At 72.6% G+C, this 12,975-nt stretch carries 10 protein-coding genes, 1 tRNA gene and 1 pseudogene; all 12 read left to right on the top strand.

Going from position 1 to position 12,975, the window contains the following annotated elements; all coding sequences use genetic code 11:
• The first annotated feature begins 33 nt into the window (after positions 1-33).
• The 12 genes and pseudogenes from AQI94_RS14750 to AQI94_RS14695 all read left to right on the top strand — a co-directional run bounded on the left by AQI94_RS14750 (position 34) and on the right by AQI94_RS14695 (position 12,494).
• Positions 34-1,461 (top strand): MFS transporter, encoded by a 1,428-nt coding sequence (locus AQI94_RS14750; protein ID WP_031047873.1) that lies wholly within the window; start codon positions 34-36, stop codon positions 1,459-1,461.
• 81 nt (positions 1,462-1,542) lie between these two features.
• Positions 1,543-1,616: transfer RNA gene (locus tag AQI94_RS14745), tRNA-Pro, on the top strand.
• A 285-nt stretch (positions 1,617-1,901) separates the two neighbouring features.
• Positions 1,902-2,246: pseudogene (locus tag AQI94_RS14740) on the top strand (glycoside hydrolase family 15 protein); the annotation flags it as partial.
• Between the two features lie 148 nt (positions 2,247-2,394).
• Positions 2,395-5,082, top strand: coding sequence for a LuxR C-terminal-related transcriptional regulator (locus tag AQI94_RS14735; RefSeq protein ID WP_031047867.1), 2,688 nt, complete (start codon positions 2,395-2,397; stop codon positions 5,080-5,082).
• A gap of 112 nt (positions 5,083-5,194) precedes the next feature.
• The gene (locus AQI94_RS14730; protein WP_031047865.1) at positions 5,195-6,826 is read left to right on the top strand and encodes an MFS transporter; all 1,632 of its coding nucleotides are present in this window, start codon (positions 5,195-5,197) and stop codon (positions 6,824-6,826) included.
• 16 nt (positions 6,827-6,842) lie between these two features.
• The gene (locus tag AQI94_RS14725) at positions 6,843-7,361 is read left to right on the top strand and encodes a lipase chaperone (RefSeq protein WP_031047862.1); all 519 of its coding nucleotides are present in this window, start codon (positions 6,843-6,845) and stop codon (positions 7,359-7,361) included.
• Positions 7,362-7,488: 127 nt separating this feature from the next.
• Positions 7,489-7,686, top strand: coding sequence for a hypothetical protein (locus tag AQI94_RS14720; RefSeq protein ID WP_031047860.1), 198 nt, complete (start codon positions 7,489-7,491; stop codon positions 7,684-7,686).
• A gap of 255 nt (positions 7,687-7,941) precedes the next feature.
• Positions 7,942-8,604: an HdeD family acid-resistance protein gene (locus tag AQI94_RS14715; protein ID WP_031047857.1), complete on the top strand. Its 663-nt coding sequence runs from the start codon at positions 7,942-7,944 to the stop codon at positions 8,602-8,604.
• A gap of 38 nt (positions 8,605-8,642) precedes the next feature.
• Positions 8,643-9,983, top strand: coding sequence for a hypothetical protein (locus AQI94_RS14710; RefSeq protein ID WP_062229756.1), 1,341 nt, complete (start codon positions 8,643-8,645; stop codon positions 9,981-9,983).
• A 189-nt stretch (positions 9,984-10,172) separates the two neighbouring features.
• On the top strand, positions 10,173-10,637 hold the full coding sequence (locus tag AQI94_RS14705; RefSeq protein ID WP_031053246.1) for an SHOCT domain-containing protein: 465 nt from the start codon (positions 10,173-10,175) through the stop codon (positions 10,635-10,637).
• A 31-nt stretch (positions 10,638-10,668) separates the two neighbouring features.
• Positions 10,669-11,115, top strand: coding sequence for a DUF7144 family membrane protein (locus AQI94_RS14700; RefSeq protein ID WP_031053243.1), 447 nt, complete (start codon positions 10,669-10,671; stop codon positions 11,113-11,115).
• Between the two features lie 29 nt (positions 11,116-11,144).
• On the top strand, positions 11,145-12,494 hold the full coding sequence (locus AQI94_RS14695; RefSeq protein WP_051832596.1) for a diacylglycerol/lipid kinase family protein: 1,350 nt from the start codon (positions 11,145-11,147) through the stop codon (positions 12,492-12,494).
• Positions 12,495-12,975 lie beyond the last annotated feature (481 nt).

Below are 12,975 nucleotides of genomic sequence, written 5' to 3'. Positions count from 1 at the left end.
TCCGGCCGCACTCAGTGCTCGGAGAGGCTTTTCATGCCCCGCAAGTCCACCCGTCTCACCTTCGCCGTCCTCGCGGCCGGTGCCGGCGTGTTCTCCATGCTGCAGTCGCTGATCGCGCCGGCCCTGCCGACCGTCCAGCACGCGCTGCACACCTCGCAGTCCACCGTCACCTGGGTGATGACCGCATACCTGCTGTCCGCCTCGGTCTTCACCCCGATCCTCGGCCGGGTCGGCGACCTCATCGGCAAGAAGCGCACCCTCGTCGCCGTCCTGGTGACCGTGGCCGTCGGCTGTCTCCTCGCCGCGCTCGCGCCCAGCATCGGTGTCCTGATCGTCGCCCGGGTCGTCCAGGGCGTCGGCGGTGCCCTGTTCCCGCTCTCCTTCGGCATCATCCGGGACGAGTTCGCCGCGTCCGAGGTGAGCGGCTCCATCAGCAACCTGTCCGCCGTGATCGCCGCCGGCGGTGGCGTCGGCATCGTCGCCGCGGGTCCCATCGTGACCGCGCTCGACTACCGCTGGTTGTTCTGGATCCCGGTCGCCATCGTGATCGCCGCGACGCTCATCGCCGTACGGTATGTGCCCGAGTCGCCCAACAGGGCGCAGGGGAACGTCAACTGGCCGGGCGCGGTCCTGCTGTCCGCGTGGCTGGTCGCGCTGCTGCTGCCGCTCAGCCAGGCGGGCAAGTGGGGCTGGGGCTCGGCCCGGGTGCTCGGCCTGTTCGCCACGGCCGTCGCGCTGTTCGCGCTGTGGCTGTACTCCGAGGCCCGCTCCCGCACCCCGCTGATCGACCTGAAGGTGATGCGCCTGCCCGCCGTCTGGACCACCAACGCCGCCGCGCTGCTCTTCGGCGCCGGGATGTACTCGATCTGGTCCTTCCTGCCGGGCTTCGTGCAGACGCCGTCGTCGGCCGGGTACGGCTTCGGCGCGAGCGTCACCGCCGCCGGGCTGCTCATGCTGCCGATGCTGGTGGCGATGTTCCTCTCCGGTGTGCTCAGCGGCCGCCTGGAGCCGGTCGTCGGCGCCAAGTCCCTTCTGGTGACCGGTGCCGCGCTGGGCGCGGTGGCCTGCGGGTTCCTCGCCCTCTGGCACGACGAGCAGTGGCAGATCGCCGTGGTCGCGGGCCTGTTCGGCCTGGGGATCGGGCTCGCCTTCGCCTCCATGGCCAACCTGATCGTGGGCAGCGTCCCGGCCGACCAGACCGGCGCCGCGACCGGCATGAACGCCAACATCCGCACCATCGGCGGCTCCATCGGCGCGGCGGTCACCGGTGTCCTGGTCACCGGTCACCTCCAGCCCTCCGGGCTGCCCCACGAGTCCGGCTACGCGCACGGCTTCGCGCTGCTGGCCGTGCTGTGCCTGGCGGCGGCCCTGGCCGCGCTGCTGGTTCCGGTACGGCGGACGGTGCGCCGGGTCGTCACTCGGACCACGGAGGTGCGCGAGACCGTGGCCACCCGGGGCTGACGTCCCGCCAGTCGGTGCGGCCACGTGCGTGAGGTAGGGTTCAGCTGCGCGATCACACGGAACACCCGTGGGCATCGCGGCCGGGACGTGGCGCAGCTTGGTAGCGCACTTGACTGGGGGTCAAGGGGTCGCAGGTTCAAATCCTGTCGTCCCGACGGTACGAAGGGCTTCGCGGGCAACAGCCTGCGAGGCCCTTTTTCGCGTGGGTCCGACCTCACCCGTGACGGGGGATGCCCGCGCCCTGCGGCCTTGCCACGCTGACGCGATGAGAGCCCGGGACATCGAGACGCCCGGATGCGCGGCCGAGGGGAGAGCTGCTCATGCGACGCTGCGCTGCGATCGAGGATCACGGTCTGGTCGGCGATCACAGACGGCGGCACTGGTCTCCTCCGAGGGCACGGTCGACTGGTTCTGCGCGCCGAGGTTCGACTATCCCAGTGCGCTGGCTGTCCACCCTGGACGCCATGGAGGACGAGCTCGTCTCCGACAGCCTCGTCCACCGCTACGACCTGGCGGCCTCCCCGGACGGCCTGCGCGGCAGCGAGGGCACGTTCTCCCTGTGCAGTTTCCTGTACGTCGACGCACTCGCCCGCTCGGGACGCCTGGGGCAGGCCCGGTACGCCTTCGACAAGATGCTGACCTACGCGAACCACGCGGGTCTCTTCGCCGAGGAGATCGGCCCCACGGGAGAGCAGCTCGGCAACTTCCCGCAGGCCTTCACCCACCTCGCCCTGATCACCGCCGCGCTCGCCCTCGACCACGAGATGGACGCCGTCGCCAGCTGAACCGGCAGTGCCGGGAGTGGGCCGACCGGCCCCCGCGCAGGGCCCTCCGGCCCCTTTGCAGGGACCGCTGGCCCCTCCGCGTCAGGTGAATGTCCGGGAAGCATGTAAAGCTGAGTTAAGGGGAGCGCTGCCCATGACCTGACGAGACATGGTGGTGAGCGCCGTGGTCACAGGCGACAGCAACACCACGGCTCCGGCCGGAGACCGTGTCGATCCGCTCGGGGACCCGTTCTTGCGTACGCGATTCGCGGTGCCGTCGAGGCCCGCCACCTTCCTGCCCCGCCGACGCCTGACCCAGCACCTGCAAGAGGGACTCCAGACGCCGCTGACCATGGTCAACGGCTCGGCCGGCGCGGGAAAGACCCTGTTGGTGGCCGACTGGACCGCGAGCCTCGACCGGCCCGTCGCCTGGCTCACCGTCGAGGCGGAGGAACAGCGCCCCGGCACGTTCTGGGCGTACTTCCTCCAGGCTCTGAGCACCTGCGGCACTCCGCTGTCGGACCGGGTCCACTGCCCGGTGGATCCGAGCCGGGTGAGCCACAAGGTGCTCTCGGAGATCGCCGAGGACCTCGTCGGCCGCGACCCGGCCCCGGTCGTCGTGCTCGACGAGTTCGACCGGGTGAGCGCGTCCGAGGTGGCCGAGCAGCTGGAGTTCGTGCTGCAGCACGCCGGTTCCGGGCTCCGCCTGGTCCTCGTCACCCGCAACGAACCGATGTTCTCGCTGCACCGGTACCGAGCGGCCGGCACCCTCACGGAGATCCGTGACGCCGAGCTCGCCCTGAACCCCGAGGAGGCCGCGGCGCTCCTGGAACTGCACGGCCTCACCCTGCCCGCCGACGCGGTGCGCTCCCTGGTGGAGCGCACCCGCGGCTGGGCCGCCGGGCTGCGGCTGTGCGCCCTGGCCGCGCAGGAGAGCCCGGACCCGGAGACCTATCTCAAGGAGTTCGAGGCCGACCACAGCACGGTCGCCGACTTCCTGCTGGCGGAGGTGCTGCGACGCCAGCCGCCGCAGACGCAGGACCTGCTGCTGCGGGTCAGTGTCCTGGACCGCTTCTGTCCCGACCTGGTGAACGGGCTGACCCACCGGACCGACGCCGGACTCATCCTGGCCGAGCTGCACCGTGACAACGCCTTCGTCGAACAGCTGGGACAGGGGTGGTACCGCCTGCACCCGCTGTTCGGGGAGATACTCCAGACCCATCTCCGGGTGCGCCACCCCGGTCTCGAACCCGATCTGCACCGGTCGGCGGCCCAGTGGATGCGGCGCCGCGGCGCCCTCCCGGAGGCACTCGCGCACGGAGCCGCCGCCGCCGACTGGGGCTTCACCGCCGCCGCCGTCGTCGACGACCTCGCGATCGGGCAGTTCTTCACCGGCCTGCGCTCCGACGACCTGAACGAGCTGTTCTCCCGGATGGGGCCCGAGGCCACCGGCCCCGCGCCCGAGCTCGTCCGGGCGGCCCGCGACCTCGCGCACAGCGACCTCGACCACGGGGTGGCCCATCTGCACCACGCCGAGGCATGGCTGTCGGTCGACGAGGACGATCCGGCGACCACCCAGCTGAGCTGGGCCTTCCTGGAGGCGGTGGCCGCCAGGCTGACCGGTTCTCCCGCCCGCGCCGAGCAGGCCGCCGAGACCGCCGACGAGGTACGGCAGGAGGTCCCCCCGCACCTCCTGGACAAACACCCCGAACTGTCCGCCCTTCTGCTGACCCATCTGGGCTCCACGCGGCTGTGGGCCGGACGCTACGAGGACGCGCGAGCCGCCCTGTCCGAGGCCGCCGACTGCCCCGGCGGAATCCTGACGGTCCTGCCCCGGGAGGAGTCGATGGGCCACCTGGCGCTCATCGACTACCTGAACGGCTGGCCCGGCAGGGCCGAGGACCAGGCCCTCGCCGCGATGACCGAGACCGAGCGGTTCAGCCTCCCGCAGCCCTCCGGTTCCGGCATCGGACGGCTGGTGCTGGCCGCCGTGGCAGTCGACCGCCACGAACTGGGCCGGGCCCAGGCCCTCCTCGACGAGGCCGACGAGCTCGACCTCGACACCCATGACCCGGTGAAGGCGGCCGGGCGGGCGATCGCCACGGCACGGCTCCACCTGGCACGGGGCAACGCGCGAGCGGCCATGGAGTCGGCGTCCCCGGCCCTGGCCACCACCGTCGCCTCACCGTGGGCGGACAGCCTGGAGCAGCTGGTGACCTCCACGGTCCATCTCGCCGAAGGACGGTCCGAGACGGCCGCCGAAGTGCTCCAGCACCTGCCGGAGGACCAGCCGACATGGACGGTGGAGGCGGCACACATCCAGCTCGCCGCGGGCAGACCGGGCGCCGCGATCGACCTTCTCGACAGCGTGCCCGCCGACAGCCGGCCCGGGCCCGCGGTGACCGTGCGGGCGGCGCTGGTCAGAGCGCAGGTGGCACAGATGGCGGGTGACACCGAAACGGCCCGCAGGTTCGTCGCCCAGGCCCTCATCCTCGCCCGGCGCGAACGGCTGCGCCGCCCCTTCCTCGACGCCGGGCGCTGGATCAGGCCGCTGCTGGCCGCGGCACCGCTGCGGTCGCTGGCCGCCGAATGGCTCCTGCCCGGCCCCGTACCCGGCAACGGTCCTCCGCCCGCGGTCGGCCCGCGCCCCGCGCCGATCGTCGTGCAGGAGCTGAGCGAGCGCGAACGCGACGTCCTGCAGCGGCTGGCGCAGATGATGTCGACGCAGGAGATCGCCGTGGACCTCTACCTCTCGGTGAACACGGTGAAGACCCACCTCAAGAGCCTGTACCGGAAGCTGGGGGTGAACCGCCGCAGCGAGGCGGTGCACCGCGCACGGGACATGCGGCTCCTGTGAGCGCCCGCCAGGTCCCCCGCCGCGGGTGAGGCACCGGCCGCCCCACTGCGCTGACATGGGAGAAGCGGCCGCCTCCGCCGCCGCCGCGAACCGACCTGGCCGGGTGGTCACCATGAGGCGATGGCGCGCACTGGCCGTCCTGGGGACGGCCCAGTTCCTGATGGTCCTGGACACCTCGGTCATGAACGTCTCGATCAGCCAGCTGGTCGAGGACTTCGACACCGAGGTCACCACCATCCAGGCCGTCATCACCCTGTACGCGCTGGTCATGGCCGCATTCATGGTCATCGGTGGCCGTCTCGGCGACATCCTGGGCCGGCGCCGCCTCTTCTTCCTCGGACTGATGGTCTACGGCACCGGATCGGCCCTGACCGCCCTGGCCCCCACCGTGTGGGTCCTCGCCCTCGGCTGGTCGGTCATCGAGGGACTCGGCGCCGCCATGGTGCTGCCGGCCATGGCGGCCCTCGTCGCGGAGTCCTATCGCGGCCCGGACCGGGCCGTCGCCTACGGCGTCATCGGCGGCCTCGCCGGCGCGGGGATCGCGGTCGGGCCGCTGCTCGGCGGCTGGGTGACCACCTACCTCACCTGGCGGCTGGTCTTCGCCGGCGAGGTCGTGGTCGTCGTGGCCATGCTGTGCTGCCGACGCATGATCACCGAGGCCCGCCGTACCGGGCCGCGTCCCCGTCTCGACGGCGTCGGCGCGGTGCTGTCCGCCGCCGGGCTCGGGCTGGGCGTGCTCGGGGTGCTGCAGAGCAGCACCTGGGGCTGGGTCTCGCCCCGCAACCCGCCCTTCACCGTCCTGGGCTTCGCCCCGACCCTCTTCGTCGTCGGCGCCGGAGTGGCGGTCCTCGGCCTCTTCGTCCGCTGGGAGCGGCGGCGCGAGGCGCGCGGCGCCGAGCCGCTGGTGCACCTGCCCCTGCTGGGCCGCCCGGCCCTGCGCTCCGGCCTGCTGACCCTGCTCGGCCAGAACCTCATCCTGCTGGGCCTGTTCTTCGTCATCCCGCTGTACCTGCAGGTCGTGCAGGGCTTCGACGCGTTCGAGACCGGACTTCGCCTGCTGCCGGTGTCGATCACCATGCTCGCGGCCTCCATGCTCGCCTCCTCGCTGGGACGGGCCGTCGGACCGCGCAGGATCGTCCGGCTGGCCCTGGCCACCATGGCGGTCGCCGTCGTGTGGCTGCTCGCCACCATCGACCCCGTCATCGACGACGCGCAGTTCGCCGGGGCCATGGCCCTGGTGGGCGTGGGCACCGGCCTGCTCGCCTCGCAGCTGGGCAACGTCGTCCAGTCCAGCGTCGGCGAGGAGGAACGCAGCGAGGTCGGAGGCCTGCAGTTCACGGCGCAGAACCTGGGCTCCGCACTGGGCACGGCACTGATCGGGTCGATCCTCCTCGGCGCGTTGGCGCACGCCTTCACCGCCCAGGTCGACGACGATCCACGGCTCTCCGAGGCGGCCCGCACCCAGACCGGTGTCGCCCTGGAGTCCGGAATCTCCTTCGTCACCACCGACCAGGTGCGCGCGGCGGCGAAGGACGCCGGGCTGCCGCCGTCCGAGGTCGAGGCCGTCGCGGACTCCTACGCGTCCGCCCAGCTCAACGGTCTCAAGGCGGCGATCCTCGCCACCGGCGGCGTCACCCTGGCCAGTTTCCTCGTCACACCGAACCTCCCGGCCGGCCGGAAGGGCCGTACCGGGGCCCGGGGGGAGACCGCGGCACCGGCCCCGTCGGCCGGACCGACGCGCTGACCGACAGGGAGCACCGATGTCCACGACCGACCACCCGACGGTTCGCGGGACCGGCACCGAGCGCCGGGCCCGCGCCGACTACACCGGCGGTGTCTACGGATCCATGCTCGCGGCCTCCGTGGTGATCGGCGCCGGCACCCTGGGTTCCTTCCCACGCCTGGAACTGGTGGCGCTGCTGCTGCTCACCGGTGTGGCGTTCTGGGTCGCCCACGTGCACGCCCAGCTCTTCGGCGCGCGTCTGGCACAGGAACCGCTCGACCGTCACGTCGTCTTCCATGCCTGTCGTGAGGAGTGGCCGATCGTCAAGGCCGCCATCCCGCCGGCCGTGGCGGTGGCGGTGAGTCCGCTGCTGGGCCTGGACGTGCAGGGCGCCCTGTGGCTGGCGCTCTCCGTCGCGGTGGCCGGGCAGGTGGCGTGGTCCGTGGCCGCGGCCCGCAGTGCCCACGCCGGCTGGCGGCTGGTCACCGCCACCGCCTCGGTCAACCTTCTGCTCGGCCTGCTGATCATCTCCTTCAAGGTGTTCCTGAAGCACTGACCCAGGTCGCCGGAGCGCCGGACGGCGGATCACCTTCGCCGGGTGAGGCCACCGGGCCCTTTCCGAGCGGATCATCGCAGGACAGGGCACAGACCGCCTTCCCGGCAGCCCCGCGGGAGTACAGCCCATGCGCTATGAGATCCGAGTCGACGGACACATGTCGGACATTCTGGCCGAAGCCTTTCCCGAGCTGGAACGGGTGGTCATGTCCGGGCAGACCGTCCTGTTCGGCTCCGTCATCGACGAGGCGCAGTTGTTCGGCCTGCTGGCCCGCTGCCAGTCGCTGGGCCTGCATGTGGTGGAGATGCGGCGGATGCCGGACTGAGCCCGGGGGAGGGGCGGCCGGGGCGGCCAGGGGCGGCCGGGGCGGACAACCGTACGGAGTCACGGACAAGGGCCGTCACCACGACCCGCGGGCGCCCCTCCCGCTTCCCGGCCCACCGGCACGGCACCGGCCGGCGGATCACCCGTGACGGGTGACCCGGCCGTGGGCGGTGCGCGGGACGCTGGGCCGCGTGAGGGCCTCCGTACCGCCCCGGGCGTGCGGAGACGACCCGTTCGACGGGGGCGAGGAGGAACCATGACCGTGCCGCGTGGACCGGCACCGCCCACCGCACCGGAGCGCAGCCCCTACGGCGACGCCCCCGACCGTCCGGCCACAGGCGCGGACGTACTGGAGCGGCTCGGGCGTTCCTGGACCTGGATCCTGGGTTCCGCGATCGCCACGCTCGTGCCGGGCGTCCTCGTGCTGGTCTGGCCGGACGAGACCCTGCACGTCCTCGCCGTCCTCATCGGCCTGTACCTGCTGGTGACCGGAGCGTTCCGGTTCGTCGCCGTCTTCTCCCGGAGCACACCCGGCGAACGGCTGCCCGGACTGCTCACCGCCGTGCTCTGCGTCCTCGCCGGGGTGCTGTGCCTGCGCAATCCGCTCCAGAGCATCGCCGCGCTCTCCCTGATCGTCGGAGTGGTCTGGCTCGTGACCGGGATCCTCACCCTCTACACCGCGATCACCGCCGAGGACCTGCCCCACCGCGCCTTCGTGGTGGGCGCGGCGGTGATCGGCATCGTCGCCGGGATCGTGGTGCTGGCCCTGCCGGCCGAGTCGGCCCGTGCGCTGACCCGGCTGCTCGGCCTGTGGCTCGTCCTGCTCGGCCTGTTCGAGCTGGTGCTCGCCCTCGCCTGGCGGGCCGCGCTGCGCCGGTCCGGCCTCACGAACCGCGAGGAGCCCGCAGCCGACGGCTGAGCGGGAACCCGTCCCGTCGGACGAGTCAGGGGGGCACCATGATTCCGGCCTCGGCCTCGGCTTCCGGCCCGTCGGACACCGGCCACGTCGTGACCGCCGCCGAGCACGCCGAGTACCAGCGGCTGCGCCGCGCCGCGACCGTACGTCACCGGCGGGCGCGGCGCGCGGGTGCCACGGTCCTGCTGGTGCTGACGCTGCTGCTCGCACCGCTCGCCCTCGTCGAGACCTGGGTGCACGACCAGGTCTCCGACACCGACCGGTATGTGCGGACCGTCGCGCCGCTGGCCTCGGACCCCCACGTGCAGCAGGTCGTCATCGACCGGTTGACCGACCGGGTGGTGGCCCAGGTGGACGTCGAGGCGATCACCGGCGCGCTCACCAGGACCCTGGCCGGCAACGGGGCGCCGCCCCGCGTGGTCGACGGGGCCCAATCCCTCACCGCCCCGCTGCGCTCCGCGGTGCGCACCGTCGTGCACCGCAACGTGAGCCGCGTGGTCACCGGCGAGGCCTTCCAGCAGGCGTGGGAGGGCGCCAACCGGCGGGCCCACGCCACCGTGCTGACCATGCTCACCGGCGACCGCGACGGCGCGGTGCGGGCCGAGGGGGACACGGTGCGGCTGGACATCGGAGTGGTGGTCGACCAGGTACGGCAGCGCCTCGTCGACGCCGGCTTCGACAAGGCCGCCGCCATCCCGGACAGCGACCGCACCGTCCCGCTGTTCCGTACCGCACAACTGGGCAGGGCCCAGGACGCCATGCGGCTGCTGGACATCGCCGGCACCTGGCTGCCCGTACTGACGCTCACCCTCGGCGCCCTCGCCGTCTGGGCCGCCCCAGGACACCGGGTGATGGTGATGATCACCGCGCTCGGCGTCGGCCTGACGGCGGTGGTACTGCTCGTCGCGCTCGTCGTCCTGCGGCGCGTCTACCTCGACTCCGTACCCCCGGCGACGCTGCCCCCCGACGCCGCCGCGGCGATCTTCGACACCTTCGTCCGCTTCCTGCGCGCGAGCGCCCGCACGCTGCTCGTCGTCTGCCTGCTCACCGCCCTGACCGCCTGGCTGTACGGTCCCGGCCGGGCCGCCCGCGGCGCACGCGCCCTGGCCCTGCGCGGGACCTCGGCGGCCGGGCACGCGCTGTGCCGCGCGGGAGTGACCACCGGCCTCACCGGCCACTGGCTGTCCGCCCACCGGCGGTGGACCACCGGCGTCACCATCGGGGCGGGTGCCTTCGCCCTCGTCCTCCGGAACCACCCCACCGTCGGTGCGGTGGCGCTGGTCCTGGTGCTGGTCCTGGTGGTGCTGGCGATCACGGCGGTGCTCGCCGCCGCACAACCGGCGCGGGACGCGACCGACCGGCCGGAGCACGCGGCCGCGTGAGTCAGGACGCCGCGTGAGCCATGACGCCGCGTGAGCCATGACGCCGCGTGAGCCATGACCGGGAATGCCGGGCCCGGCCGAGGTGCCCGCTCACCCGCGCCGGGTGAAGCCGCCCGCCCCTTGCCGTGGGCACGCTGAGAACGGCACAGACAGGCGGCCGGGCGAAGGCCCCGGACGGAGGAGAGTGACATGAGTGCGTCCACGTACCTCGCATACGACTACCCGCTGCTGAGCGTCTTCTGGTCCATGCTGTGGTTCTTCCTGTGGATCATGTGGTTCGTCCTGCTCTTCCGGGTCGTCGTCGACATCTTCCGCGACGACGCCATGAGCGGCTGGGGCAAGGCCGGCTGGCTGGTGTTCACGATCCTCCTGCCCTTCCTGGGCGTCTTCGTCTACGTCATCGCCCGCGGCAAGAACATGGGCCACCGCGAGGTCGCCCAGGCGCGGGCACAGCAGCAGGCCTTCGACTCCTACATCCGTGAGACCGCCAAGGGCGGCACCACCACCAGCGTCGACGAACTCGCCAAGCTCTCGGAGATCCGGGCCAAGGGCGACATCACGGACGCGGAGTTCGCCCGGGCGAAGGAGCTGGTCCTGAGCGGCCACGGCTCGGGGACAGCATCCGCCGACGTCGCCGCGTCCTCCCGGCGCTGAGCACGCCGACCGAACGAAACGAGGGGTCAGGATGACCGCCACACACACCGCACACCGGTCCACGGCCAAGCAGGACTGGGCCGCCGGCACGATGGTCTTCGCGGCCATCATGCTGATGCTCGCCGGACTGCTCGACATCTTCCGGGGCATCATGGCCATCGCCGAGGACGACGTCTTCGTCTCGACGCGCAACTACGTCTTCCAGTTCGACCTGACCAGCTGGGGCTGGATCCACCTCGCCCTGGGCGCGCTCGGCGTGGTCGTGAGCCTCGGGCTCTTCCGCGCGGCCACCTGGGCGCGGGTGGCCGGGGTGGCCATCGCCGGACTCATCATCATCGCGAACTTCCTCTCGCTGCCGTACTACCCGGTCTGGTCGGTCGTGATGATCGCGTTCTCGGGATTCGTCATCTGGGCGCTGTGCACGGTCCGGCGTGACGACTCCTTCGAGCCGTTCGAGAGCCCCGGGCGCGACATCTGACGACCGGCACCGCGAAGGAGGGCGAGGAGATGGGACGGCACCAGAACGCCGGTGCGCGGACCGGCAGCGTCCTGCGGGCCCGTCTCGCTCTCCTCGCCCTCCTGTGCAGCATCCTGGTGCCACTTCTCGTGGCCGGACTGCGCAGCGTGCTGTGGGCCCTCGTCGGCATCGCAGGGCTGGCCCTCGCCTCGGTCGGGGTGTGGTGGACGCTGGCCCACACCGGCGTCCTGCGCGTCCTCGGGCTGGTGCTGTCGGTGCTCGCGCCGCTCACCGTGCTCTCCCTGTACAGCGCGTCCGGGATGCTGGGCCCGGCCCTTCTGTCCCTGGCGCTGTGGGTGCTGGCCGTCGCCTCGGCTCGTACGGCCATGGCACCCCCGCGTGCCGTGGCCGAGCGGGCCGAGGCTCCGCACGATCCCTGGATCGTGATGAACCCGCGCTCCGGCGGCGGCAAGGTGGAACGCTTCGGTCTGGTGGCGAAGGCCCGGGCGGCGGGCGCCCGCGTCGTGCTGCTCGACGGCCATCAGGACGTGGTGGCCCTCGCCCGGCAGGCCGTGGCCGAGGGTGCCGATCTGCTGGCCGTGGCCGGCGGTGACGGTACCCAGGCCCTGGTGGCCGAGGTGGCGGCGCGACACGATGTGCCGTTCGTCGTGATCCCCGCGGGCACCCGCAACCACTTCGCCCTCGATCTCGGCCTCGACCGCGACGATCCCGCGGCGGCGTTGGAGGCCCTCACCGACGGCCTGGAACTGCGCGTGGACCTCGGGTTCGCGGCCGATCGCGTCTTCGTCAACAACGCGTCCTTCGGGACGTACGCGTCCGTGGTGGCCGACCCCGCCTACCGGGACGCCAAGCTGCACACGACACTGCGGTCCCTCCCCGGTCTTCTCACCGGCGAGGACGCGCCGGGTCTGCGGATCCGGGCCGGCCCCACGCGCGTCGGTGCGCTCCAGGCGCTGCTCGTCAGCAACAACCCCTATCTGCGGGCGGTCGACTCGGCCCGTCCCGGGCGCCGTGAACGGCTGGACTCGGGGCAGCTCGGGGTCCTCGGTGTGCGGGTGTCCAACACGGCCCAGGCGGCTCGTCTGGTGCGCGGCGCCCGCTCCGGGGCCGTCATGCGGTTGCGGGCCGACGAGGTCGTCGTGGACGCGGACACCGCGGACATCGCCGTCGGCATCGACGGAGAACACGTCGTGCTGCCGACTCCGGTCGTGTGCCGGACCGCACCCGGTGCGTTGCGGGTCCACGTGCCCCGCCACCGCCCCGGCAAGCCCCTCACCGGCGCACCGGCCGACTGGCCGCGGGTGGCGCGCCTGGCCCGGGGCCGACTGTTCACACACGAACACGGACCGACACCGACCGAGCCGGATCCCGGCGCCTGAAGGTCACCGCTGAGCGGGCTGCTCCGTCGGGGGACCGGGACGTCGACGGCCTCCGTCCGTGAGAGTCCTGCCCGGGAGCCGGGGTCTGGTGCGTCCGTTCGTCTTCAGCGGGCGTCCCCGTGCCGTCTTCGGCTCCGGCCCCGGTGCGCGCGGCGTTCCGGCCTGGTTCTGTTGCGCGGTAGGTCTGGGCGTCGACGCTCGTCCATGGTTCATCCGGACGTGAGCGGGCCGTTCCGTCGGGGTGCGAGCGAGACCTCGACGGCCTCCGTCCGTGAGGGTTCCGCCCGGGAGGCGGCGGCTGGTGCGGCCGTTCGCCTTCGGCGGCATCCCCGGTGCGCCGCCCGTGTCGCGTCGGTCCGCCGTGGGGCGGGCTCGGCTCGGTGCGCCGGGTGTAGTGCGCCCGGCGTTTCGGCCGGAGGGCGTGAGGGGCCCTGCTCGGGAGCCGGGGGCTGGTCTGGCCGTTCGTCTTCGGCGGGACCGG

This window comes from Streptomyces pseudovenezuelae, from assembly GCF_001513955.1.
Taxonomy (GTDB): Bacteria; Actinomycetota; Actinomycetes; order Streptomycetales; family Streptomycetaceae; genus Streptomyces; species Streptomyces pseudovenezuelae.
This window is presented reverse-complemented; position numbering and strand designations above follow the sequence as displayed.

Bases quoted from the DNA above. Each gene is read 5' to 3' on its own strand.
- AQI94_RS14715 (WP_031047857.1), top strand. From the start codon at position 7,942: ATGACCGTGCCGCGTGGACCGGCACCGCCCACCGCACCGGAGCGCAGC.
- AQI94_RS14700 (WP_031053243.1), top strand. From the start codon at position 10,669: ATGACCGCCACACACACCGCACACCGGTCCACGGCCAAGCAGGACTGG.
- AQI94_RS14720 (WP_031047860.1), top strand. From the start codon at position 7,489: ATGCGCTATGAGATCCGAGTCGACGGACACATGTCGGACATTCTGGCC.
- AQI94_RS14725 (WP_031047862.1), top strand. From the start codon at position 6,843: ATGTCCACGACCGACCACCCGACGGTTCGCGGGACCGGCACCGAGCGC.
- AQI94_RS14735 (WP_031047867.1), top strand. From the start codon at position 2,395: ATGGTGGTGAGCGCCGTGGTCACAGGCGACAGCAACACCACGGCTCCG.
- AQI94_RS14710 (WP_062229756.1), top strand. From the start codon at position 8,643: ATGATTCCGGCCTCGGCCTCGGCTTCCGGCCCGTCGGACACCGGCCAC.
- AQI94_RS14750 (WP_031047873.1), top strand. From the start codon at position 34: ATGCCCCGCAAGTCCACCCGTCTCACCTTCGCCGTCCTCGCGGCCGGT.
- AQI94_RS14705 (WP_031053246.1), top strand. From the start codon at position 10,173: ATGAGTGCGTCCACGTACCTCGCATACGACTACCCGCTGCTGAGCGTC.
- AQI94_RS14730 (WP_031047865.1), top strand. From the start codon at position 5,195: ATGAGGCGATGGCGCGCACTGGCCGTCCTGGGGACGGCCCAGTTCCTG.
- AQI94_RS14695 (WP_051832596.1), top strand. From the start codon at position 11,145: ATGGGACGGCACCAGAACGCCGGTGCGCGGACCGGCAGCGTCCTGCGG.